The sequence below is a fragment of the Paenibacillus sp. FSL K6-3182 genome, from assembly GCF_037976325.1.
Taxonomy (GTDB): Bacteria; Bacillota; Bacilli; order Paenibacillales; family Paenibacillaceae; genus Pristimantibacillus.
In genome coordinates, this window is the sequence record NZ_CP150265.1 from 1373659 (window position 1) to 1397980 (window position 24322).

Sequence of the window (24322 nt, forward strand, 5' to 3'; positions counted from 1 at the left end):
AACTATAGACAATACTGTACAACTTTATTACACTATAATCAACATAAAGTCATCAGATGACCTGCTCAATTTTGCTAAGGAGGAATCGTTCATGTTGAATGAAGCTGTAGTTAGACAATTACGAGAGATTGTAGGAGGAAAGTTTTTTCGGACAGATCAGGAGGCGTTAATCACGCATTCCTATGATGGAACGCCGATGTTACAGGCTTTGCCTGATGCAGTTATTTATCCAGAATCAACAGAGCAAGTATCAGAAATTATGAAAATAGCTAACAGCAATCTTATTCCGATTGTAACAAGAGGCTCGGGTTCGAATCTTTGCGGTGGTACAGTACCATTGCAAGGCGGGATTGTGATGGTTATGCATCGCATGAATAAAATTATTGAAGTGGATATGGAAAACTTAACGGCTATTGTCCAGCCGGGTGTAATTACTGGGCAATTTATTACACATGTTGAAGGGCTAGGACTATTCTATCCACCAGATCCAAGCAGTATGAAAATTTCTACAATAGGCGGCAATATCGCTGAATGCTCAGGTGGTCTAAGAGGCTTAAAGTACGGAACTACGAAAGATTATGTACTTGGCTTAACTGCTGTGCTGGCAAATGGTTCAATCATCCGTACTGGTGGGAAATTGACTAAAGATGTCGCTGGGTATGATTTGACGAAATTATTAGTAGGCTCAGAAGGGACACTTGCCGTCATTACAGAGGCGATTCTTAAGCTTATTCCACAGCCAAAAACAAAGAAAACGATGGTTGCGATGTATAAGGATATTTATGGTGCAGCACGTACGGTATCTAAAATTATTAAAAATCAAATTATTCCAGCAACATTAGAAATATTGGATAATCCAACCATTCGGGTTGTTGATGATTTTGCGAAAATCGGTTTGCCATTAGATATGGCCGCGATCCTCATTATTGAGCAGGATGGTGAACCAGAAATGGTTGAACGTGATATTGAAAAAATACAGCTTATTTGCAAGGAAGAGCAGGCGGATCGAATTGATGTAGCAGCGGATCGTGAAGAAGCAGAAAAGCTACTGACAGCTAGACGCAGCGCATTTACCGCACTCGCTCGCCTTCGCCCGACGACGATACTTGAGGATGCTACTGTACCTCGTTCTAAAATTGCGGAAATGATATTGCGTACAAATGCAATCGCCCAAAAATACAATGTGAATATAGCGACCTTTGGGCATGCAGGTGATGGAAATCTGCATCCAACTGCAACGACTGACGCGCGTGACCACGAAGAAGTGCATCGTGTTGAGGAGGCATTTGCAGAAATTTTTGAAGCTGCAATCGAACTCGGAGGGACGATTACTGGCGAGCATGGGGTCGGCGTTGTGAAAGCTCCTTATTTGGAATGGAAGGTTGGAGAAGCGGGAGTTGAAGTTATGAAAGGAATCAAAGGCGCTTTCGATCCATTGAATATTTTGAATCCAAGTAAGATTTTTGCTAAGGAAACGAAGAAGAGGGTGGTGGTGCAGCATGGCTAGTACTACAGGAAAACCGGTAATCGAGCATGCTAATCCTCTAGCTCGAACTTTATTAGAGAAGCTTGACTATGATCAGTTAACAAATTGTATGCGATGCGGCTTCTGCTTGCCTGCTTGTCCGACATTCCATGAAACTGGTATGGAACCTGCCTCTCCTCGTGGACGCATTGCGATGATGAAGGCAGCTGTAGATGGACTAATGGTTCCAGATCAGCAGTTCCAAGATCAAATGAACTTGTGCTTAGGCTGTCGTGCTTGTGAACCATCTTGTCCGGCAGATGTGAAGTATGGTCAATTAATTGAACAGACGAAAGAAGCGATCGAGGAGCACGCAACTCATTCATTGCCTATTAAAGTTATTCGTAAGACGGTATTCAAAAATTTATTTCCGAAGCGTGGCAGCCTGAAGCTGCTTGGAGGTTCGCTTGCGGTCTATCAAAAATCTGGCTTGCAAAAAGTAGTGCAATCAACAGGTGTAATGAAGCTGTTTCCTAAGCAATTATCTGAGATGGAAGCTATTTTGCCATCCGCCAGCTCGAAGGGTGTAGTTGAGCGTCTCGGTACTTTTTATCCAGCAAAGGGTGAAGCAATCGCCAAAGTTGCCATGTTCCGCGGTTGTATCATGGATGTTATGTTCGCAGATACGAATGTGAATACAGTTGAGCTGCTGTCTGCTGCGGGCTTTGACGTATACATTCCTGAAAGTCAGGTATGCTGTGGTGCGCTGCATGCTCATAGTGGAGAAATGAACGGCGCTAGAGAACTGGCAGCTGTGAATATCGATATATTCAAACAGCTCGATGTCGACTACATTGTATCAAATGCAGGCGGTTGTGGTGCGCTGCTCGTTGAATATGACCATCTTATGCAGGATAATAAAAAGTACAGTGAGTCAGCAAAATGGTTTGCTTCAAGAGTGATCGATGTCAGCACATTGATTGTAGAAAAGGGACGTGTACCGAAATTTGCACAAAAAGAAAGTTCTCCACATGCTGAGAAAATTAAAGTGACGTATCAGGATTCCTGTCATCTGCGCAATGTGATGAAAGGCTCGAGCGCCCCACGTAAATTAATGAAGGAAATAGTTAACGCCGAATATGTTGAAATGGCCCAATCTGATCGCTGCTGCGGCTCTGCTGGCATATACAATGTCGTACAGCCTGAGATGGCAGGTTCCATCCTTGAGCACAAAATGGAGCATGCGAACAACACACAAGCAAGCTATATGCTAACGAGTAATCCAGGCTGTCTGCTTCAAATGAAGCTTGGAATTGAAAAGCATAAGCCTGATCAGACGATGAAGGCGATGCACATCGTTGATTTTTTGCATGATCGGATGATTTTATCAGAGTAATAAATATTAATTTTAAGTTTGCCAAAATGTATTTTGCTATTGAATTAGGTTGTCTAAATTGTTTATGATATTATTTAAGGTGTTAATTAAATCTTGAGTAGGTAGATTATGAGTTTAAATGACAACATATTAATTAAGATTCGTGAAATGAGAGAAAGTTTTACTCCAGTTGAACGATTGGTTGGAGATTACATTTTAGAAAATAAGGAAGAAATCCCTCATTTATCGATTAAGGAATTGGCTCAATCGAGTAAAACAAGTGATGCATCTGTCCTTCGTTTCTGTAAGACGATGGGTTACAGCGGATACCGCAATTTTATTGTGAGTATCTCAGCTTCTTTGGGTTCTCGTGATGAGGATCCAAAGGCTCAATATACAGATATTCAGCCGGGCGATGATCTCTCGACAATTATTTCAAATATTTCATTGAATAATTGCAAGTCCATTGAGGACACGCTTAGTGTCATTGACCGAAAAGAAATTGCAAGAGCTGTAGAATTACTATGTCATAGTAAGCGAATTGTTTTTTTTGGAATAGGTGCCTCAGGAATAGTTTGTATGGACGGGGAACAGAAGTTTTCACGAATTAATAAGATGTGCCATGCCTATACGGATGGTCATAGTCAGCTCACAGCAGCAACGTTACTTGAGAAAGATGATGTTGCCATTTTCATTTCTAACTCTGGAGCAACTAGTGATATTATTGATGCACTGATCATTGCTCAAAAGAATAAAGCGAAATGTATTGCGATTACGAAGTACAATAAAAGTGAGCTTGCAGTGCGAGCGGATATTGTTCTTAGTATATCTACACCTGAAATAACAATTCGCAGTGGTGCTATGGGCTCGCGTATTGCTATGCTTACGATCATCGACATCTTATTTGCTGGTGTCGCAAGTGCAGAATATGAGGAAGTAAAAACCTACTTAACAAAAACACATAATATATTGAAGAAAAAACTCAGATATTAGGTTCTGCTGGAATGAATGTGGAAGAAAGCATTGATCATTGATCAATGCTTTCTTTTTGTATTTCATGCACTTATTTTTATACCTAACATAATACTCACTCGAACTATGTTAGATTAGCTACATAATTAATGCGTTTAATCTAACCCATATAATGATTAGTCTAATTCGACAATTGAAAGCTTAGCATACTATTTTAATGTAGAAAATGAATAAAAATTGTAGGAAAAACGTCTACTGGTTGATCAGTGATTGTGTAATTTCATGCTTCATTTGAATCGGAAATCAGCACATGTGACAGCGATTTCTTTTTTTAGGAATGCTGTAACGATAGTACTGTAAGCGTTTAATAAAAATTAAGAAAGTACCTTGTAAGCGGTTTGTAAATGTGATATAACAGAGTGTATAGAGGTTGAAATAAAAAAACAAAATATTATTTCTTAATGAAATAATATTTCAAAATCTATTGACGGATCGAGGGTAATGTATTAATATAAAAAAATTTTATGTCAATTAACCTAACGCACCTCGTAAATTACATGTGAAATTAAACGAACAAGAAGGAGGATGACTATGAATAACTACCTTGCGGGATTAACAACAGAGGCTGTGAATCCAGACACATTAATGATTGATGAATGTACGACGGAACAAATGGTCCAGTTAATGAATCAACAAGATGCACTGGTCTCCGCAGCTATAGCTGCGGAAATTCCGCAGATTGCAAAGGCGGTAGATGTTCTACATCATAGGTTGTCTAATGGTGGAAGAATGTTTTATATAGGAGCTGGCACATCAGGAAGATTAGGTGTTTTGGATGCTTCAGAATGTCCTCCTACCTTTGGTACAGATCCTTCCTTAGTACAGGGCTATATCGCTGGTGGTGATATTGCCTTGCGTAGTGCGGTTGAAGGCTGTGAAGACGATGTTGATGAAGGGATCGCATTAATCGAAAGCATCGGTGTAACAAACAAAGATGTGCTTATTGGGATTTCGGCAAGCGGCAGTGCAAACTATGTTATTGCAGCTTTAACGAAAGCAAAAGAGCTTGGAGCGGCCACTATCGGTGTTTGTAACAACAAAGGCTCAAAGTTTGAACCCATTGTAGATGTTTGTATTTCACCTGTTGTAGGGCCGGAGGTCATTAGCGGCTCGACTCGATTAAAGGCAGGAACTGCTCAAAAGCTGGTTCTTAATATGCTGACAACATGCACAATGGTCAAGTTAGGGAAAACGTATAACAACTTAATGGTTGATCTAAAGGCAAGTAATTTTAAGCTGGTAGATCGCTCAGTCCGTATTATTATGAATACGACTGGTGTAGACACATCAACCGCCGCAGAAACACTTGAAAAAGCATCTATGAATTGTAAGCTAGCAATAATGATGATTAAAACGGGGTTGGATGCAAAGGAAGCAGAACAAGCACTTAACGCAAATGGAGGACGGTTGAAACAAGCAATCTCATCATTGGCTTAGGTGGAAAAGAAATGGAGTAACTGGATTGATGCTTTTAAAAATTGAGGAGGTTGTTATCGATGAAAAAAAGATCAAGTGTATTAACTCTATTTTTGTCAGTAATCATGATGTTATCACTATTATCCGCTTGTGCAGGAAACGGAAATAACGCTCCAGATGCTACAAATTCCGGAAACAAAGGCAGCAGCAACAGTGGTTCTGAGCTGAAAAAAGATACGATTACTGCATTATTACCTCCAGTATCGGCTAACTACCAAGCGCGTTTTTCGGATATGGAAAAAGAATTTAATAAATTGTATCCACACCTAACTTTGAAAATCGAACCAGCGAGCTGGGAAGATATGACACAAAAACTTGATACTCAAGTAAATGCGGGTTCTCCTCCAGATATCGCTTGGGTTGGTTCTACAGGAATCTCTAAATATGCAGCACTAAACGTTCTAATTGACCTTAATGCTGCACTTTCAGATGAAGTTAAAGCAGATTATGATGAAGTTGCAATGAAATACTTCCAATTGGGCGATTCTCAATATGGTTTGCCAGCTTACTTGGCCATTCATTCTATCGGTGGTAACAAACAGTTCTTAGAGAAAGCGGGTATCGACTGGAAAAATGTTCAACAAAACGGTTGGACATATGACCAATTCCGCGATGCAATTAGTAAAGGTGTTGTTAAAAACGATAAAGGTGAAACAACTCAGTATGGTTTCGTTTTCGCAACATCTGGTGTTACATCTAAGGACTATCTTGGTATTATGGCTAAATCTGCTGGTTTGCCAGACTACTTTGATAAAAACCTTAAGTTCTCTTACACAAGCAAAAACTTCTTAGGTCTGCTTGAAGCTATCCGTCAAATGATCGATGATGGCTCAATGCCTAAAGAACTAAGCTCTATCGATGCAGGTAAGCGTTGGAACATGTTCTTAACTGGTCAAACCATGATCACTGGTAAAGGTCTAGCGAGCTTTGAAAACTCTGCTCGTCTAAACAATGAAAAAATTAAAGCAAATGATGGTTCTGCAGTAGCGGATTCAATCGAAGCTGAATACATTGCGCTTCCTACACCTACATTTAACGGCGCTGATTATATTCCTACAGCTGTTGTTGATGGTTACATTGCGCTTCGTGGCAAAAAAGATCCTTCTGAAGAGCATATTAAAAATATTGGTTTAGCTATTAATTTCCTATCTTCTGGATCCATTGCGGCTAACTACAGTAATGAGCTGTTCTTATCACCAATTACAGAATCTGCACGTAATGCTGCAGTGCTTGAACAATACCCTCGTAATGAAGAGAACGTTAAAGCAGACCAAATCATGATGTCTAAAGCGGTTCCAGCTCGTACAGATATCCCAACAGATCTAGCTGCTGAAGCGCTTAAAATTGAAACGGAAGTAATCGTTCCTAAACTACAAGCATTACTTGCAAATGAGATTAGTCCACAAAAAATGTATGATGCAGTTAAAGCAGCAGCAATTAAATCCTTCGGTGAAGATGGTATTGTAGTTGACTAGTCAGTCATAGCCTAGCATGTGAAAGCTGTACGTAGCTAGAACGTACAGCTTTCCTTCTAAATTAGACTAGAGCTTTTACTTTTTTAAGAAGAGAGGTGCGACCCAATGAATCAAACGTTGACTAAAAGAAAAAAATTGAAACTCGAAAGTGACTTAGGTTGGGGATACGCGTTTATCGCAGTAGCACTTATTGCGTTTTCTTTATTTACCGCATATCCAGTAATCAATGCTTTTATGATCAGCTTACAAGAATATCGTCCATTAGGGTCCACTTATGTCGGCCTGGAAAACTTCGTTAACTCATTTTCAGATGAACTTTTCTGGAAAGCATTGAAAAACACATTAGTATATACGTTATTAACTGTTCCATTTAATATTTTTCTATCATTCTTAATTGCAATTTTGATTATACCTTTCAAGAAAAGAACACAAACAATCTTTAAAGCAGTATATTACTTGCCAGCTGTAGCATCAGGTGTAGCGCTTGCTGTTGTATGGCTGTGGATCTTCGATCCGTTAAAATCAGGTATTGCCAATCAGGTTGTGTCATTTTTTGGGATTACGAATCAAAACTGGCTTGGTTCCAGTGCAACTGCCATGTTTTCACTTGTATTAATGTCATGGCTATCAAGTCATGGTACAGCCATTATTATCTATTTAGCTGCATTACTCGGTATTGATAACAGCTATTATGAAGCAGCTGATATTGACGGCGCGACTTTCTTGCAAAAGCTTTGGTTTATCGTTGTTCCTTTCCTTAAGCCAACAACGCTATTCCTACTTGTTACAGGTGTCATTGGTTCCTTCCAAGTATTCCAAAACGCTTATCTTATGACAGGCGGTGGACCAGACCATGCAACAACAATGGTAGGTTTGTTGATTTTTAACAATGCGTTCACATATTTTGAGTTTGGTGAGGCAGCAGCACAATCATTACTTCTAGCAGCGATTATCGCATTTATTTCATACCTTCAATTTAAGTTTTTGGGTAAAGAAATAGAATACTAGGAAAGGGGCAGGATACTATGGGTTTGTTCAACAATAACATAAGAAGTAAAGGGTATCTGTTTGTCCGAAATGGTCTAATTATTACGTTCCTTATCCTATTTGCCGCAGCTACCATTTTCCCGATATACTTTATGATCATTTCCTCGTTCGGTGATCCGGTAGAAGCTGGTGCAATGAGCTATTCTATCATCCCTTCGAAGATTTCATTTGAATCATATAAATTCTTCTTTAACTTCAGCCCACATTCATGGGATTGGTTAATGAACTCATTTATTGTGGCAGCTAGTATCACGGTATCTAACGTATTTTTTGCTACACTTGCAGGATATTCTTTTGCGAAAATGAGATTTAAAGGGAAAAACATTTTGTTCGCTATTTTGCTAGGCTCTATGATGATTCCTGGCCAAGTAACACAGGTTCCACTATATATATTGATCGTAAATATTTTTGAATTACAAAATACGTATACAGCGTTGATTATGCCAAGCATAGTAACGGTGTATAACATTTTCTTGGTTAAGCAGTTCATGTCTTCCATTCCAGTTGAAATTATTGAAGCTGCTAAAATCGAAGGTTGTTCTCAACCTAAAATCTTCTGGCATATCATTATGCCTCTATCAAAAACAGTTATGGCAGTACTGGCTATCCTAACGTTCATGGCAGCATGGAATGACTTCTTCTGGCCATTCCTAGTAACGAATACGATGGATATGCAAACGATTCAGGTCGGCTTGAAAAACTTCCGTTTTGCGAATACAACTTACTTTGCACCAATGATGGCTGGTGCAACAATTTCAGCAGTTCCAATGTTTATTTTGTTCTTCAGTTTACAAAAATACTTCCTTGAAGGGGTAACAGTTGGAGCGGTGAAAGGCTAATGGACAAACAATCAAAAGTTGAAGCAACATACTTAGTTGGCTTGATGTCTGGTACATCAGTAGATGGTATTGATGCAGCGGTAATTAAACTTTCTCCAATGCCGGATAAAGAGCAAGGAGTAGAGATTGAGCTGCTGGCTTTTGAGAACACTGCTTTTCCGAAGCAAGTTAGAAACGCAATATTTGAGCTTTTTGATCGGGCTAACGCTACGATTGATAAAGTTGGCGCAATGAATATGTGGCTTGGTGAATTATACGCCCAAGCCACATTGTCCGTTATAGGGAAATGCGGGCTAGAGCCATCACAAATATTTGCAGTAGGATCACATGGTCAAACGATCTATCATGCACCGGAAGAAAATGTTATGGACGGCTATAACCTGCATTGTACTGTTCAAATTGGCGATGGTGCAGTTATCGCGAATCGCACAGCAATTCCTTGCGTATCAGACTTTCGAGTCGCTGACATGGCAATGGGTGGACAAGGAGCGCCATTAGTACCATTTACTGAATATTTATTGTTTAACAATCCAGAGAAAACACTTCTTCTGCAAAACATTGGAGGAATAGGAAATGTGACTGTTCTTCCTGCAAATGCCTCGCCGGAACAGGTATTTGCTTTTGATACTGGTCCTGGAAATATGATTATCGATGGGCTTGTAGCGCAATTATTTGCGCCAATGACGATGGATGTTGGCGGTGGAATTGCTGCGAGCGGTCAAGTGATTGATGAGCTTTTGAAATGGATGCAGCAAGATGAATATTATACGATGCCTTTACCGAAATCGACAGGCAGAGAACGATTTGGTCAACAATACGTTGCACAAATTATTGAATGGATGGAGGCTAATAACTGGAAAGCTGAAGATGTTATTGCAACAGCTACACACTTAACAGCATGGAGCATCGTCGATAGCTATGAACAGTATATTGCGCCACAGCATCAAGCTCAGCAATTGTTAATTGGTGGCGGTGGCAGCTATAACAAAACGTTATTGCGTGATTTGCAGCAATTATTTGCACCCTATAAGGTGCAGGTGCTGACGCAGGAGGATATCGGTGGCAATAGTGATGCTAAGGAAGCAATTGCTTTTGCTGTGCTAGCGTATTATACGATGAAGCGCCTACCAAACAATATTCCACTAGTAACTGGAGCTTCTCAGCCAGTAGTAATGGGCAAAATATCTTGGCCTTATCTTGGACGTTCGCAGGAGGTTTGAATGATGCAAATCAGACCCTTTTTAATTGAAGATCTTTCTGAAGTTGTAGAGCTTTGGAATCGAGAGGCTACAAAATATGACTACAAATCATTTACAGAGCGAGAGTTTCAAGATACATTCATTGATCATCCTTATTTCGATGCTGAGTGTATATGGGTAGGCTGTAATGAAAAAGGTATTGTTGGTTTTGCAGCTGGTTGCAGTGGTGATGATCTCCCGCTTGGAGATGTGGCCGGCTATATTACGAGTGTTATTATTGATGCCGAAGTCGCTTTTCTAGAGTTTTACGATGCTTTTCTATTAGGTATAGAAAAAAGATTCCAAGTACTTGGGAAAAGACAGGCAGAAGTATTGTTTTTTAACCCCATTAAGCTGAAATGGAATATTCCAAGTGCGCCGCAGCATGAGCACAATAATGCCCCAGGCATCAGTAAGGACCAGCCATTATACGACGCTTTAATCGCTAGAGGGTATGTGGATCGGGCGACGCAATACGGCATGTACTTAAGGCTCGGAAACTTTAGTGTTCCTGAAGATATGACAAGCAAAGAAGATAAAGCAAATAGTAAAGGCTATTTTGTTACTCCTTATGCCCCTTCTTTGCATAATGGGCTTGAAGCAACGCTTGCTGCCCTGCAAAATCCGCAATGGGAAAAGGATGTTGTATCGTATGTGAAGGATGGCGCACCTCTTGTAGTAGCTGTGCATGGCAACGAGGTTGTTGGCTTTGCAGGCCCTATTATTTCACAACCTAATGGTCGAGCATTTTTTTGCGGTATCGGTGTTCACCCAGAGCATGAGGGTCATGGTCTCGGCAGTGTATTATTTTTCCGAATGGTCGAGGCTTTTCAAAATGTGGGCTGTCAATATATCTCTTTGTTCACTGGCAGTAATAATCCGGCTCTTCGAATCTATCAAAAAGCAGGATTTAATATTGAAAAACAATTTTCTATCTTGCGGAGGGAACTATAAAGATGAGCGAAAAATTAACAGTATTAGCCATTGGAGCACATGTTGGTGATGTGGAACTAGCATCCGGTGGTGTACTAGCTAGTCATAGTTTAAAGGGAGACCGCATTGTGACACTAGCATTAACTGCAGGTGAAAGAGGTGTGCCAGCAGGACAGGATATGAAGGAGTACCGTCAGCAAAAAGTGAAAGAGGCGGAAGTATTTGCTGATATGCTTGGCGGTGAAGCCATTGTATTTGATTATTGTGACGGAGAGTTGCCTGACAATCAACAAGTTCGTATGGAGGTTTGTGATGTTATCCGCCTTGTGAAGCCAAACATTATTATGACACATTGGAAAAACAGTATGCATAAGGATCATGCGCTAACGCATCACATCGTTAATGATGCTCGTTTCTTCGCAAGCCTGTCATCCTTTGAACGTGAACTTCCTGCTCACTTTGCAGCAAGACTATATTATTCCGAAAACTGGGAAGATGCTGTTGATTATGTCCCATATCTATATGTGGATTTCGATCAAACGGCATATGATCTATGGATTGATGCTTTAAGCAAACATTGGTTTGTAACGAATAGTAAATCTTTCAAATATATGGATTACTATAAAGCATTAGCAGTTGTTCGCGGCTGTGAAGCAAGAAAAACATATGCAGAAGCCTTTATGGTGCCTGCTGAAACGATGAAAGTTAGACAATCTAGTCTTTGGTAACAATTGAATTGGCTAACTAGGAGGCAACTTTAAATGGTGTTAAATGGGATCGATTCGATTACGAAGTATCGTCATTTGTTTGAAGGTAAGCGATTAGGATTAATTACAGCACCGACAGGGCTTACAAAAGATTTTGAATCAACAATTACAATTTTACATGAAAACTTTAATCTTACTGCGATGTTTTCACCTGAGCATGGTGTTCGCGGAGATTTAGATGCAGGGGCATTAGTAGAGACGTATATGGATCCTTTTACGAATGTTCCGGTCTATAGCTTATACCGTAAAGACTCCAAGCGTTTAACAAAGGAAATGCTGGATGAAGTAGATATCGTTGTGTACGACATTCAAGATGTTGGTGTACGGTATTACACATTTATATATACGATGCTGTATGCACTTGAAGATTGTGCTAAGGCAGGCGTAGAATTTGTTGTTCTTGATCGTGTTAATCCGCTTAACGGGGTAAACGTGGAAGGGAATATTTTAAAGCCTAACTTCAAATCATTTGTTGGAAATTACGAGCTAGCTGTTCGATACGGCCTAACAGCAGGTGAAGTAGCAATGATGGCAAATGATCAAATGAATTGGAAAACATCGCTTCATGTCGTTCGTTTGGAAGGCTGGGAACGGAGCATGTCCTTCCCGGATACAGAATTAACTTGGGTTCATCCTTCACTTGGGATACCGCGATATGAAACAGCGTTATTATATACAGGTACATGCTTATTTGAAGGTACAAACTGCTCCGAAGGACGCGGTACAACGTTCCCATTTGAAATGATTGGCGCTCCCTTCATTCAAGCGCAGCAATTGGCAGATGAGATGAACGCCAAACGAATGCCAGGTGTGCATTTCCGTCCTGTTCATTTCAAGCCGACGTCATCTAAGCATGCTGGCGAACGATGTGGCGGGGTACAAATATATATTACAGACATCCAAATGATGAAGCCGTTAGAAGTTGGCGTAACCTTATTATTCACGATAAGAGATTTGTATGAGCAATTTTCATTCCTGCCTCCTGTGAAGGAGGGCTCACGACCATTTATCGATTTGCTGGGCGGAGACAGCATGTATCGTACGGAAAATATTCGAGCAAAGCAGCTGCTTGAACAGTTTGCAGAGGAAAGCAAGCAATTTGCACAAATGAAACAGCAATATCATTTATATCACTAGTGGATGGTGAGCAATTGATGAAAACAATAGAACAAATGAGCTTGCGCGAAAAGATCGGGCAAATGTTCGTAACAGGCTTCCCGTCAACGGAGATATCTCCTGAGCTGAAGGAAGTAATCGAGCAGTATAAAGTCGGCAATATTATTTTATTTTCACATAATATCGAAAATAAATATCAATTAGGTGGGCTTGTAACTGAGTTGCAGCAATGGTTTACGACACATACAGGCATCCCAGGCTTTATTACCATTGACCAAGAGGGCGGTCGAGTTACTCGAATGCCCAAGGATGCGACAAATGTTGCTGGGGCAATGGCAATTGCTTCTTCAGGCCGACCTGAAAATGCGTATGCAGCAGGTAGAATGACTGCCAGAGAATTGAAAGCATTAGGTATTAATTTTAATCTTGCGCCAGTGATGGACGTTAACAATAATGCCTTGAACCCCGTTATCAACGTTCGCTCTTATGGGGACTCTGCCCAGAAGGTATCAGAGTATGGGATTCAAATGATGAAGGGATTGCAGGGTGGAGGCGTAATGTCCTCGCTTAAGCATTTTCCAGGTCATGGTGATACAAATGTCGATTCGCATATTGGCTTGCCTACGATTGAAAAAACGGTTGAGGAATTAGAGCAGCTTGAACTGCTGCCGTTTAAGGCTGCAATTGAGCAAGGCGCTCAAGCCATTATGAGCGCACATATTTTATTTCCGCAAATCGAAAAGTCCGGCGTGCCGGGAACGATGTCTTATACGATTATTACAGAGATATTAAAAGAGAAACTAGGATATAAAGGGCTAGTTGTATCGGATTGTTTGGAAATGGATGCGATTAAACGCTTTTATGGTACTGCAAAAGGAGCGTTAGGGGCCGTTAAAGCAGGTATTGATTTGGTATTCATTAGTCATACGCCTAAAACGGTTAAAGAAGCGATTCATTTAATAGAAGAAGCTGTAGCAATCGGTGATTTGGATGAAGCGGTTATTGATGCAGCTGTTACAAAAATTTTAGCTTATAAAGCCCAATATGCGGTTATTGAGGAGCTAGATTACGAGATAGTTGGCTGCGATGTACATCGCCGTGCGAATGATCTGATGCGAACGGAAACGATCTGCCGCATTAACGGTGAGATTGATCCTATTCAAACAGGTGATGAGCAAGTACTATTTATGGGATCCTACTCCTATCGCACCGATCTTGCATCCAGCAGTGTCAATCAAGATCTTAGCTTCCCGCAATATATGGGTGAGCATTTTCATGCAGCGTATGAGATTATCAGCATTGATCCGAGCGAGGAGCAGATTAAAGCTGCGCTGCAAAAGGCTGAAGGCTACAAGCATGTTGTAATCGGCTTGTTCAATGCGCGTGAAAACAGAGGTCAACTTGCACTTGTACAGAAGCTGTTGGCAGCAGACTGTAAAGTAACGGCCATTACATTAGGCCGACCATATGATTTAACATTAATCGATGGTGAGTTCTGCGGAATTGCAGCATTTGAGTATTCATTAGATGCATTCAAATCACTTATTCCAATCTTAAATGGTGAGCTTACACCAACTGCCAACATTACGATTCAGCTTTAGGGGGATATGAGTATGGCATATATCGTTGGAGTTGATGGAGGCGGCACCAAGACAGCTGTCACAATTATCCATGACCAGGAAGATGCTTTATTAACCTTTACTGTAGGGCCAATTAATTATAACGGCGGGGATGCTGATGCGATTGCTGCCTCCTTTGAGGAAATTTTTAATCGAACGAAGCTCTACTGCAGCAATTTAGAGGAAGTTACTCATATCTGTATAGGAGCAGCAGGCGTAAGCAATCCGACAGTCGTTCATTTTTTGGAGAAACATGTGAGAGATAATGGTTACATAGGGCCGTTAACGATTACAGGTGATCAAGAAACCGCATTATACGGAGCACAAAATGCGATGCAAGGCATTATTCTCATTGCCGGTACAGGGTCGATTTGCTTCGGGGTGAATGAAAAGGGAGAGCAGCATCGCACAGGAGGCTTTGGCCATCTAATTGATGACGAGGGAAGTGGCTATTGCATTGGGCGCAATCTCTTGTCCATTTTAGTTCAAGCAGAGGACGGAAGAATGACGGATACAATCATTCCAGCGCTAGTATACGAGCAGCTTGGGCTAAGTACTGTGAAAGAAATTATTGGCTTTGTTTATCATAAAAATACAACAAAAAAAGATATTGCGAAGCTCGCACCGATCATGACGACAGCATGCGAGAAAGGGGATGCGCAAGCGCTTGAGCTAGCGGAGCAATGTGCAGCCAGTCTATTTGAACTTGTGGTGCCTGTTATTGAGCGACTAGAGTTATATGAAAGTCCGATTGCCGTTGCAGGAAGTGTGCTGCAAAAATCTCGTTTTGTAAAAGATGCATTGGAACGAAAGCTTGCACGAACCTACCCGCAAACAAAGCTGATCTTGCCGATTAGGGATGCTGCCTATGGTGCTGTTTTGTTAGGAAGATCAAAAATGAAAAACGATTAGTAGTTAGCGTTATGCGAAATTAGGGTGTGTCATAAGTCCGAGCAGTTCTGGACTTGCGACACACCCTTTTTTATAAGCTATTAAGCAACATCAGTTGAAGGAAAATGACTTAAAATTTGTCGGTCAAATAAAACACGGCCTGCTGTTTCGGGAATAGAGCTTGCAAAATGTTTGCCTGTTCAGCACTATCCTTTGTTGCGCCTGCCGCATTATAGCCGAACATCAAATAGGTTATGAGATTACGTTCATCCACTTCTACCTCGACATAGGACTCAGCATGACTAACATCGGAAACGGAAAGCAGCTTCTGCTTGTAATCAAGATATATATGATCCTCTCCGCATTGAAGCGCTATGTACAGTTCTTGATCTGCCATCAAGTTATTAGTGTTAAGTCGATGTTCCAATTCAGGCCGAAGCTTTTGGAATGTAGAATGTAGATTGATCATTTTCCACATCGCCTGATTAATTGGTATGGATTGTGCTTGATGTTGTTGATAAAAGGAATATAGCTTATGGTCCTCTGGCAGCATCGCTAATATTTGTTTTGCACTTGGGCGCAGCTGACATAAGGCATGAAATAAATGTTCAACACCGTCCACTGCCTCGTTCAAATACATGAATTCATTAATAAATACTTGTTCAGTATCCTTCTTTTCAATAATGCCATAAGCTACAATTTTTTTATTTCTGCGGAGCAGCAGACAGTCTGCTTTTTTCCATTCCGGCCAGCTTATTAGATCATCCCAGTATGATTCATTACGAACTACGGTATAGGTGCGATTCTGATTGAACTGTTCATATATGAAACGGATATCATCAAGATAACGAGGTTCAAAAGGAATGATGTCGAAGCTGCTTTGCTGCTCAAAGCTTGCTTGCTTTTCAATTGCATAAGCAGTCTCGGGAATAAGTCTCCAGCCAACCTTCTCATAAAACCCATGCTTACTAGCCAGAAGTAAACTTATATCATAATTGGTTTCTTTCATGTAGTCTGTTTGTGCATGAAGAATTTTGTGCGTAAGGCCCATTCCGCGATAATTCGGAGCTGTACCGACGCTGCCCATTGCACCAATTTTCAAGATCGCTTGACCGACTTTAATAGAAAGAGGGAAAATTTGCACATTAGCAGCAATCTCACCGTCGACCATTGCGAACCATGTTGTCTCTGGATCATATGTGCTATCGAGGTCTAATCTTTCTTGGAAAAAAACTCGGCCTACTGAAAAGCATTCATCTAAAATATCGTAAATCTTTTCAAGCTGCTCTCTCGTTGGCTGGTTCGTTACGATGATGTTTTTGTCAGGTGCCGTCGTCATCTTTTATTTCCTCCTGCTTCACAATGTTAGGTTAAATTAAATAGATTGAAAAAAGGGGCTAATTATATTAGAAATTATTATCTTAATAAAAATATTAATATTGAAAATAATTTTCGTCAATAAAAGAGCGTGAACATCATATGACAACGCTCCATGCGGTAATCTGGCTGAGAAGTCTCTGTGGCCACATCATATAAAAATGAGAGACCCTTCAAGAGTTCATTGAACTTTTGGGAGGTCTCTCATTATTTTTGATAAATACCTTAATCTAATTCTTGATCTAAAAAAGGTTTTACTAAACGACGTACTTCATCTGTTGACGTCGTATCCATCAATTGAGTTCTTAGTTCGCTTGCGCCTCTAAATCCACGAACATAGATTTTGAAAAAGCGAAGAAGTGGTTTAAATGGACGTGGTTCGTTTTCTTTTGAATATTTATCGTGAAGATCTAGCTGTAAAAGTAGTAAGTTGAGAAAATCCTTCGCGCTATGTTCTATAGGTTCTTTTTCGAAAGCAAATGGATTGGTGAAAATGCCGCGGCCAATCATGACACCATCAACGCCGTATTGTTCTACCAATTTTAAACCTGTTGCGCGGTCAGGAATATCTCCATTAATGGTTAACAACGTATTTGGTGCAATTTCATCGCGTAATTTTTTTATTTCAGGAATGAGCTCCCAGTGCGCCTCTACTTTACTCATCTCTTTTTTTGTACGAAGGTGAATGGAAAGATTCGCAATATCTTGTTTCAATATATGCCCTAACCAATCGCGCCACTCGTCAATTTCAAAGTACCCCAATCTTGTTTTAACACTAACCGGCAATCCGCCTGCTTTTGCTGCTTGAATAATTTCGGCTGCAAGTTCAGGATGTTGTATTAGTCCAGAACCCTTTCCATTGGATGCGACGTTTTGGACGGGGCATCCCATGTTTAAATCGATACCACGAAAGCCTAGTTTTTTCATATCAATACTCATCTGTTCAAAAAATGCAGGTTTATTGCCCCAAATATGAGCGACGATTGGCTGCTCATCTTCTGTGAACGTTAGCCGACCACGAGTACTGGCTCTTCCTGCAGGGTTACAATAACTATCTGTACTTGTGAATTCTGTGAAAAATACGTCGGGTTTTGCAGCTGTACTAACGACGTGACGAAATACAACATCTGTGACATCTTCCATTGGCGCTAATATAAAAAACGGCTTTGGTAAATCAAGCCAAAAGTTGTGTTCGTTACTCATAATATCTCCTCTTGTTGCAATATATAAAAATCGATAAAAGCCGTAGTAAAGTCTTTTACCCAACATACATAATATCATTTTTTTTCGTTTGATGCACAGAATCGATTGTATGAGTGACAGACATATATTTGGTAACGGTCACCTATCACACATCAAAATTCTGAAATAATAAATGAGATGTAACAGATTCGCTCAATTACATTGCTTTAATGATTGCTTACACGTAGGACACGGGCAGCAGTTCATTATCTCTTGTTTTTATGCTCAAGACAATGATAAGATATTACGGGAACGTATGTTTGTTTTTGTTAGTGTTCTAACAGATCGGGGGAATAGGCGTGGTTGAAATTGTTGAAAAAGAGCAATTTTCGGTAATTGGAAAATTAGGAAAGGGGATTGCTGATGAAGCTCCCCAATGGATACCAGCATTATGGCAACAAGCAAAAAGTAACTTTATTGAGATAAGCAACCTCGCCATCCATCATCAGGTGCAAGCAGCTTCCGTTTGTTTCGATAAGGAGCTGATGCGTACATGATTCAATTGACGAACCGCCAGGCTCGGCAGTTTCTGTTATTGAAGCATGGGCTGTTGGGCGAATATCAATTTGCTGGAAAGCAGGGAGTATTGGATTTTGTGCGGCAGGTCGGTTGTATTCAATACGATCCCATCGATGTTTGCGGAAAAAACGCCGAACTGGTGTTGCAGTCGCGTATCAGAGGATTTACCAAGAACATGCTCGACGAGTTACTGTATAAAGATAGATTCCTGGTAGATTATCCCGACAAAAATTTGGCTATTATCCCTGTCGAGAACTGGCCGTACTTTGAGCGGTACAGGCAGGCTGCAAGGCAACATGCTAAGCGCTATCCCGAAATGGAAGCGTTTGTAGAACAAGTTCTGGCTCACATCCAAAATCACGGTGTGCTAAGTTCGAATGATCTAAAATTGGAAGGAAATTTCACTTGGCAATCGGTCATCCACTGGAGCAGCGGAAACAATTCATCCCGGTCGGTTCTGGAGCAGATGTACTCGACAGGCGATTTGATTATCCATCACAAAAAAGGAACGCGTAAATATTACGATATCGCCGGTAAGTACATACAGCCAAATCTGCTGAATGCGTCGGAGCCGTTGAATGGCGAGCTTGAGCATCATAAGTGGCGGGTACTGCGTCGAATCGGAGCTGTTGGCCTTTTATGGAATCGCGCATCCGATGCATGGCTGAACATATGGGGATTGAAAGCGGAGCAGCGCAACGAGGTTTTCCGCCAGTTGTTGCACGAAGCTCGCATTGTTGCTGTTGCCGTGGAACAAATGAAGGATACACTGTACTGCTGTGCGGAGGATTTACCGCTTATTGCAGCCGTCCTGCAAAATCCGACGCCGAAATTGCGCTGCGAGCTGATTGCCCCACTAGATAATTTCATATGGGACAGAAAACTGATCAAAGAATTATTTGGGTTCGATTACACTTGGGAGATTTATACGCCTGCAATCAAACGGAAATTCGGCTATTATGTGCTGCCTCTATTATACGGAGAAAGCTTCATCGGACGAGCCGAGGTAATCGCGGAGCGAAAAGCCGGGACGCTTGTTGTTAAAAATATATGGTACGAGGACGGCATAAAGCCAACAAAGCATTTGCGAACAGCCTTAAATAATTGTTTCCAAAATTTCGCATTATTCAACGGATGCAAGACAATTTCGACAGAGTCTTTGAACTGATATTTTCAGTTCCCTGGTACCATTTGCCGACGAGTTTCCGCGTAATACGAAGTTGAGAAGATTGTGGTGTCAAAGGATAGCACAATTAAGTTATATTATCGTTTTGCAGGTACGTCAGAAATTCTCGAACGGCTCGCTTGATGGTCATTCATGTAAAGTTATGCCGACCGTTTGGCGGTTTTATATCTGGGAAATTGTGCAACGCTCAGCAGTTCATACATGTTGGGTATGTGGCTTGGTTGGAACTGGAAATGTAGATCTACAATATAGTCTATTGAAGAGAGGGAGGTTAGACTCCCCTCGCCCCCATGTGAGAAGCACGTCAATCAAGGGACATCCTAGATTCATATGTTCCCGCATGCGGGCATGTAGAAGTTGTTTGTTCCTTAATTTATAAGAATTTCGAGTCAGTGAATAGGGTAGTTGGGGACGTAAATATATTTTTACGTCCTTATTTTGTTATCCAATTGATTGGAAGTCGTTAATCTTTTTTGTTTTACATGCTTTAGTGCTGTGATTGAAAAAGTAGTACCGTTCTTTGCTAGCTTATAGCTTATAGGATTTAATGAATTGAAATGTATATTCGATATAAGTGTTTTTAAAGTTAAGTGACTCGAATAACATTCCCGAAAAAAATCATTCTAATAATAATGAAATCATAAAAACTAACCCTGTATCAATTGTTAATGAAGTCTCTATAATATCTAATTAGGGCGTGTCTGAAAACCCGTTCAGTGGCACCTTTCACCGCCTTTTCGCTCCCTGCTTCGTTCCATTTGCTTTACGTACCCTGGTACGCCTTCACACACGCGCCTTGCATGGAACGAAAATTTAAAAAAATTTGCTTTCCTCAGAGTTCTCAGACACGCCCTAGTAGAAAGATAGAAAACTTATGATATGACCTATAATACAAAGAGAACTCACCTTATATCATGGGCGGCATGATGAAAGGCTCTCAAGCCTTTCAACGTGAACTCAGTTTGTGACGATGTGACTGTTACAAATAAAGTGAAAATGGAGCTGTTCCAAAAGTAGATTTATCTACGATTGGAGCAACTCCTGTTTTTTTGATGATGCTTAGGCAGTACGATGTCTTCTCCTTATCAAACCTATCGCTTACGAACCCAGCAGGTCTTATTTGTACCATTTATAATGAATTAAAATTGTAACGAACCCCAGAATCGTTAATCCGAGCAAAGTAGCTCACGACACCCTGTAAATAATGATATAACATTAATCAGATTCGTTAAAATGAAAAAAAAGCAGTTTTCTGCATAATAAGCATTATAGGGTTCGTTAGAGTAATGATTACGGAATGTTATGCACTGTCGGCTAGACCAATAATAGATTATACAAGTCAAAAGCATACCCTCTTAACTTATAACTGAATCGTTCACCTCAACATTGATTTTTGAAAGTATAGTTAAACGTAACATTTCAAAATCAATATTTTGAAAATTGGACATAACGTTACTTACTGAATAGTCCCTGCCCAAAATTCGGTTTGTAATTTCCCGAAATGAACGACTTCCTCGCTCGCTAGCCCACATTCCTAGTTTATTAACTCCACTTTCGGAAAAGCACTCTACGCTGTATATATCGTTCATTAGAGTTTTTGTTATTTCGCAATGTTTCGTTTTCATGCTACAATAATGGAGAAATTTAGTTGCAAGCTAGCTAAGCTGGCTTGAGGGGAGAGATGAAAATGGAGAAATTAACTATTATTGAAGGTGCGGCAGTCGGGGTCACAGGAATCCTCCTTTCAAGCGAACAATAATTTCGTTTCCCAAATGAGGATTCAACTGTGACTGGTTTTGGCGTTAGCCATATGAATAACCAATTACAGGGGGAATCCGCAGTGAATCAACAAACAACGAATATGGTATTACAATCATTAGGTTGGAATGAGTATTTTTCTAATCATTTTGCCGCTTATGCCAAACAAGGGTATAGTGCTGGGCGAATTATATTGGAGCATAAAAACATGTACCGTCTATTGAGTGAGCATGGCGAGCTCATGGGCGAGGTAACGGGTAAGCTGCGTTTTGAAGCAACAGGTCGAGAGGATTTTCCAGCAGTCGGTGACTGGGTAGTTATAAAACCGAGGCTGGAGGAACAGAAAGCTTCGATTCATGCGCTGCTGCCACGAAAGAGCAAATTTTCCCGTAAAGTGGCTGGAGACACGGTAGAAGAGCAGATTGTAGCCGCTAACGTTGATACTGTTTTTTTAGTGAATGCCTTAAATAATGACTTTAATATACGCAGGATGGAACGTTACTTGATCCTTGCATGGGAAAGCGGCGCTGCGCCGGTCATCGTGCTGAGCAAAGCAGATTTATGCGACGATTTGGATGCACGCATCGCAGAGGTAGAATCCATTGCGATTGCTGTCCCTATTCATGTAGTCAGTGCCTCGCAGGGAGAAGGGCTAGATCAGCTCGCACCATATTTGGGTATAGGCAACACGATTTCGCTGATAGGTTCTTCGGGCGTAGGTAAGTCTACACTGATTAACAAATTGAGCGGTGTTGATCTGCAACGAGTCAATGATGTGCGTGGCGGGGATGATCGCGGTCGTCATACGACGACGCATCGCGAGCTTGTTCAATTACCGAGTGGAGCACTGATGATTGATACACCTGGTATGAGGGAGCTGCAGCTCTGGGAGGCCGATGAGGGGTTCCGTGGTGCATTTGATGACGTAGATTCAATTGCAAATACTTGCCGATTCAATGACTGCAAGCATGAGCAAGAGCCCGGCTGTTCTGTCCGAAAGGCCATAGCAGATGGATCTTTGGAGCAGGCTCGTTTTGAAAGCTATCTCAAACTCCAACGTGAGCTGGCGTATCTAGCACGTAAGGAAGATGCGCGATTGGCAGCCTCTGAAAAAGCAAAATGGAAAAAGATTAGCACAGATATGAAACAAAGAAAAGTAAAAAGATAAGTTATGCGACAGAGCCTTTGAAAGATTAGGGCTCTTTTTTTTATGCCTTCAGCATAGATGCTAACTTGAGGGATCAAGCTGTGAAGTTTTGAAATATGCGACGGAATTCATGAAGCAAAGAAGTTGAATGTTCATTTCGTTAGTGTCATAATTTAGGTTATTGACAATGAGGACAAATGTTCGGTATATTTTGTAAGTATGCGGACAATTGTCCGAAAAGAGAAGAGAAAATAGGAGGAGGAGTATTCTTGAACGGCCCTACTATGGAGGTTAATTCTAACCTGGATTTGAGCAAAATCAAGAAAGGACCGATCGTTGCCGCACTCATTATTGGCGCATTTGTATCGATTCTGAATGAAACCTTGCTGAACATTGCTTTCCCAGAGCTCATGAGATATTTCAGCATCACGGAAACGACTGTACAATGGCTGGCTACAGCCTATATGCTCGTAGTCGGTATTCTTGTCCCTATAACAGCACTTTTGCAACAATGGTTTAGCACACGTCAAATGTTTCTCGGGGCAATGATTTTATTCCTTGCGGGTACGGTGATATGTGCGACAGCACCAATATTTGAGTTTCTGCTTGTTGGACGTGTTGTTCAAGCTTTGGGAACAGGATTAATGATACCTGTATTGATGAATACGATTCTTATCATTTTCCCTCCAGAGAAGAGGGGCGGCGCAATGGGATTGATCGGTCTGGTCATGATGTCCGCTCCGGCTATTGGGCCTACATTATCTGGTCTTATCGTTGACTCACTTAACTGGAGATGGCTCTTCTATCTGGTCATTCCTTTGGCGGTCGTTTCTATCGTTTATGCAGCAATTTATTTGAAAAATGTAAGTGAATTGACAAAACCAAAGGTCGACATTATTTCCATCCTGCTCTCCTCCATCGGTTTTGGGGGCATTGTCTATGGCTTTAGCAGCGCAGGAGAAGGTTCATGGTCAGATCCTAAAGTTGTCTGGTGCCTGATTGTAGGGGGAATCAGCTTAATTTCATTTGTATGGCGTCAACTTGCGGTGAAGGAACCGATGCTCGATATGCGTGTTTTCCGTTACCCCATGTTTTCGCTCGTTACGGTGCTAATGCTTGTACTTATGATGGCTATGTTCTCTACGATGATCATGCTTCCGCTATTTTTGCAAAATGTCATGATGCTTACTGCACTTAGCGCTGGTCTTGTTATGATGCCCGGCAGTATCTTGAATGGTATAATGGCACCGGTCTCCGGTATATTGTTTGACAAATTTGGACCAAGGGTGCTCGTTATACCTGGTCTTATCTTAATGAGTGTATCCATCTGGCTGTTTTCTGGAATTGATGCAGCTTGGACGAGCGGATATGTTGTATTCCTACATATCTTGATGATGATTGGTATCTCACTAGTGATGATGCCAGCGCAGACGACAGGGCTTAATCAGCTGCCGCGCAGATTGTACGCGCATGGTACGGCGGTTATGAGCACGCTGCAGCAAGTGGCAGGTGCGGTTGGTGTAGCATTGTTCGTCAGCATTATGTCGTCCGGCATGAGAGATTATATGTCTACATCCCCGGATCCGACGAACCCTGCTGAAGGAATACCTGCAATGGTAGCTGGTCTTCACAGTGCGTTTATCGTCGGCGGAATTCTCTCTGTCCTCGCAATTCTTATCGGTCTCTTCATTCGCAAAACGAAGGCACCTCAAGAGGATGAGCAGAAGCAGGCTGCTTAATCAGATTTGTTCGAGTAGCTTGGACAAAATACATCTTTTTATAAATTAAAGGCAGCCAATAAGTTCAATGAACTTATTGGC

Annotated in this window: 19 protein-coding genes; 17 read left to right on the plus strand and 2 right to left on the minus strand. The window is 41.1% G+C overall.

Annotated elements, in window-relative coordinates; genetic code table 11:
- The first annotated feature begins 91 nt into the window (after nucleotides 1-91).
- The 13 genes from MHH56_RS05975 to MHH56_RS06035 all read left to right on the plus strand — a co-directional run bounded on the left by MHH56_RS05975 (nucleotide 92) and on the right by MHH56_RS06035 (nucleotide 15294).
- Nucleotides 92-1507, plus strand: a complete 1416-nt coding sequence (locus MHH56_RS05975) for an FAD-linked oxidase C-terminal domain-containing protein (RefSeq protein ID WP_339207252.1) — start codon at nucleotides 92-94, stop codon at nucleotides 1505-1507.
- Nucleotides 1500-2861: a (Fe-S)-binding protein gene (locus MHH56_RS05980; RefSeq protein WP_339207253.1), complete on the plus strand. Its 1362-nt coding sequence runs from the start codon at nucleotides 1500-1502 to the stop codon at nucleotides 2859-2861. The genes MHH56_RS05975 and MHH56_RS05980 overlap by 8 nt, the downstream gene beginning before the upstream one ends.
- Before the next feature lie 108 nt (nucleotides 2862-2969).
- Nucleotides 2970-3833, plus strand: coding sequence for a MurR/RpiR family transcriptional regulator (locus tag MHH56_RS05985; protein ID WP_054026685.1), 864 nt, complete (start codon nucleotides 2970-2972; stop codon nucleotides 3831-3833).
- A gap of 570 nt (nucleotides 3834-4403) precedes the next feature.
- A complete protein-coding gene (gene murQ / locus MHH56_RS05990) occupies nucleotides 4404-5309 on the plus strand; it encodes an N-acetylmuramic acid 6-phosphate etherase (RefSeq protein ID WP_339207255.1) in 906 nt (301 codons plus the stop codon).
- 59 nt (nucleotides 5310-5368) lie between these two features.
- Nucleotides 5369-6823, plus strand: coding sequence for an extracellular solute-binding protein (locus tag MHH56_RS05995; RefSeq protein ID WP_339207256.1), 1455 nt, complete (start codon nucleotides 5369-5371; stop codon nucleotides 6821-6823).
- 105 nt (nucleotides 6824-6928) lie between these two features.
- Entirely contained in the window at nucleotides 6929-7831 is a 903-nt protein-coding gene (locus MHH56_RS06000; RefSeq protein ID WP_054026688.1) for a sugar ABC transporter permease, read from the plus strand.
- Between the two features lie 17 nt (nucleotides 7832-7848).
- Entirely contained in the window at nucleotides 7849-8709 is an 861-nt protein-coding gene (locus MHH56_RS06005) for a carbohydrate ABC transporter permease (protein ID WP_339207257.1), read from the plus strand.
- Nucleotides 8709-9929, plus strand: coding sequence for an anhydro-N-acetylmuramic acid kinase (locus MHH56_RS06010; protein ID WP_339207258.1), 1221 nt, complete (start codon nucleotides 8709-8711; stop codon nucleotides 9927-9929). Before MHH56_RS06005 ends, MHH56_RS06010 begins: the two co-directional genes overlap by 1 nt.
- Entirely contained in the window at nucleotides 9930-10901 is a 972-nt protein-coding gene (locus MHH56_RS06015; RefSeq protein WP_339207259.1) for a GNAT family N-acetyltransferase, read from the plus strand.
- 2 nt (nucleotides 10902-10903) lie between these two features.
- Complete coding sequence (locus tag MHH56_RS06020) at nucleotides 10904-11608, plus strand: PIG-L family deacetylase (RefSeq protein WP_339207261.1); 705 nt, start codon at nucleotides 10904-10906, stop codon at nucleotides 11606-11608.
- A 33-nt stretch (nucleotides 11609-11641) separates the two neighbouring features.
- Nucleotides 11642-12784 (plus strand): DUF1343 domain-containing protein, encoded by a 1143-nt coding sequence (locus tag MHH56_RS06025; RefSeq protein WP_339207262.1) that lies wholly within the window; start codon nucleotides 11642-11644, stop codon nucleotides 12782-12784.
- 17 nt (nucleotides 12785-12801) lie between these two features.
- Nucleotides 12802-14364 (plus strand): glycoside hydrolase family 3 protein, encoded by a 1563-nt coding sequence (locus MHH56_RS06030; RefSeq protein ID WP_339207264.1) that lies wholly within the window; start codon nucleotides 12802-12804, stop codon nucleotides 14362-14364.
- Nucleotides 14365-14376: 12 nt separating this feature from the next.
- The gene (locus tag MHH56_RS06035; RefSeq protein ID WP_339207266.1) at nucleotides 14377-15294 is read left to right on the plus strand and encodes a BadF/BadG/BcrA/BcrD ATPase family protein; all 918 of its coding nucleotides are present in this window, start codon (nucleotides 14377-14379) and stop codon (nucleotides 15292-15294) included.
- 109 nt (nucleotides 15295-15403) lie between these two features.
- Here MHH56_RS06035 and MHH56_RS06040 read toward each other — a convergent pair whose 3' ends face one another.
- Both MHH56_RS06040 and MHH56_RS06045 read right to left on the minus strand, forming a co-directional pair.
- Nucleotides 15404-16612 (minus strand): GNAT family N-acetyltransferase, encoded by a 1209-nt coding sequence (locus tag MHH56_RS06040; protein ID WP_339207267.1) that lies wholly within the window; start codon nucleotides 16610-16612, stop codon nucleotides 15404-15406.
- Nucleotides 16613-16875: 263 nt separating this feature from the next.
- Entirely contained in the window at nucleotides 16876-17853 is a 978-nt protein-coding gene (locus tag MHH56_RS06045) for a tRNA-dihydrouridine synthase (RefSeq protein WP_339209516.1), read from the minus strand.
- 338 nt (nucleotides 17854-18191) lie between these two features.
- Here MHH56_RS06045 and MHH56_RS06050 point away from each other — a divergent pair, with 338 nt between their 5' ends.
- The 4 genes from MHH56_RS06050 to MHH56_RS06065 all read left to right on the plus strand — a co-directional run bounded on the left by MHH56_RS06050 (nucleotide 18192) and on the right by MHH56_RS06065 (nucleotide 24241).
- On the plus strand, nucleotides 18192-18389 hold the full coding sequence (locus tag MHH56_RS06050; protein WP_339207269.1) for a hypothetical protein: 198 nt from the start codon (nucleotides 18192-18194) through the stop codon (nucleotides 18387-18389).
- On the plus strand, nucleotides 18386-19579 hold the full coding sequence (locus tag MHH56_RS06055) for a crosslink repair DNA glycosylase YcaQ family protein (RefSeq protein ID WP_339207271.1): 1194 nt from the start codon (nucleotides 18386-18388) through the stop codon (nucleotides 19577-19579). Before MHH56_RS06050 ends, MHH56_RS06055 begins: the two co-directional genes overlap by 4 nt.
- A 1879-nt stretch (nucleotides 19580-21458) precedes the next feature.
- Nucleotides 21459-22523: a ribosome small subunit-dependent GTPase A gene (gene rsgA / locus MHH56_RS06060; RefSeq protein WP_339209517.1), complete on the plus strand. Its 1065-nt coding sequence runs from the start codon at nucleotides 21459-21461 to the stop codon at nucleotides 22521-22523.
- 263 nt (nucleotides 22524-22786) lie between these two features.
- The gene (locus MHH56_RS06065) at nucleotides 22787-24241 is read left to right on the plus strand and encodes a DHA2 family efflux MFS transporter permease subunit (RefSeq protein WP_339209518.1); all 1455 of its coding nucleotides are present in this window, start codon (nucleotides 22787-22789) and stop codon (nucleotides 24239-24241) included.
- Nucleotides 24242-24322: the final 81 nt, after the last annotated feature.

What these genes read in the sequence shown, in the direction of transcription:
- MHH56_RS06025 (WP_339207262.1), top strand. Translation starts at nt 11,642, where the DNA reads ATGGTGTTAAATGGGATCGATTCGATTACGAAGTATCGTCATTTGTTT.
- rsgA (WP_339209517.1), top strand. Translation starts at nt 21,459, where the DNA reads ATGGTATTACAATCATTAGGTTGGAATGAGTATTTTTCTAATCATTTT.
- MHH56_RS06040 (WP_339207267.1), bottom strand. Translation starts at nt 16,612, where the DNA reads ATGACGACGGCACCTGACAAAAACATCATCGTAACGAACCAGCCAACG.
- MHH56_RS06015 (WP_339207259.1), top strand. Translation starts at nt 9,930, where the DNA reads ATGATGCAAATCAGACCCTTTTTAATTGAAGATCTTTCTGAAGTTGTA.
- MHH56_RS05995 (WP_339207256.1), top strand. Translation starts at nt 5,369, where the DNA reads ATGAAAAAAAGATCAAGTGTATTAACTCTATTTTTGTCAGTAATCATG.
- MHH56_RS06065 (WP_339209518.1), top strand. Translation starts at nt 22,787, where the DNA reads ATGGAGGTTAATTCTAACCTGGATTTGAGCAAAATCAAGAAAGGACCG.
- MHH56_RS06045 (WP_339209516.1), bottom strand. Translation starts at nt 17,853, where the DNA reads ATGAGTAACGAACACAACTTTTGGCTTGATTTACCAAAGCCGTTTTTT.
- MHH56_RS06055 (WP_339207271.1), top strand. Translation starts at nt 18,386, where the DNA reads ATGATTCAATTGACGAACCGCCAGGCTCGGCAGTTTCTGTTATTGAAG.
- murQ (WP_339207255.1), top strand. Translation starts at nt 4,404, where the DNA reads ATGAATAACTACCTTGCGGGATTAACAACAGAGGCTGTGAATCCAGAC.
- MHH56_RS06010 (WP_339207258.1), top strand. Translation starts at nt 8,709, where the DNA reads ATGGACAAACAATCAAAAGTTGAAGCAACATACTTAGTTGGCTTGATG.
- MHH56_RS05980 (WP_339207253.1), top strand. Translation starts at nt 1,500, where the DNA reads ATGGCTAGTACTACAGGAAAACCGGTAATCGAGCATGCTAATCCTCTA.
- MHH56_RS06000 (WP_054026688.1), top strand. Translation starts at nt 6,929, where the DNA reads ATGAATCAAACGTTGACTAAAAGAAAAAAATTGAAACTCGAAAGTGAC.
- MHH56_RS06030 (WP_339207264.1), top strand. Translation starts at nt 12,802, where the DNA reads ATGAAAACAATAGAACAAATGAGCTTGCGCGAAAAGATCGGGCAAATG.
- MHH56_RS05985 (WP_054026685.1), top strand. Translation starts at nt 2,970, where the DNA reads ATGAGTTTAAATGACAACATATTAATTAAGATTCGTGAAATGAGAGAA.
- MHH56_RS06020 (WP_339207261.1), top strand. Translation starts at nt 10,904, where the DNA reads ATGAGCGAAAAATTAACAGTATTAGCCATTGGAGCACATGTTGGTGAT.
- MHH56_RS06005 (WP_339207257.1), top strand. Translation starts at nt 7,849, where the DNA reads ATGGGTTTGTTCAACAATAACATAAGAAGTAAAGGGTATCTGTTTGTC.
- MHH56_RS05975 (WP_339207252.1), top strand. Translation starts at nt 92, where the DNA reads ATGTTGAATGAAGCTGTAGTTAGACAATTACGAGAGATTGTAGGAGGA.
- MHH56_RS06035 (WP_339207266.1), top strand. Translation starts at nt 14,377, where the DNA reads ATGGCATATATCGTTGGAGTTGATGGAGGCGGCACCAAGACAGCTGTC.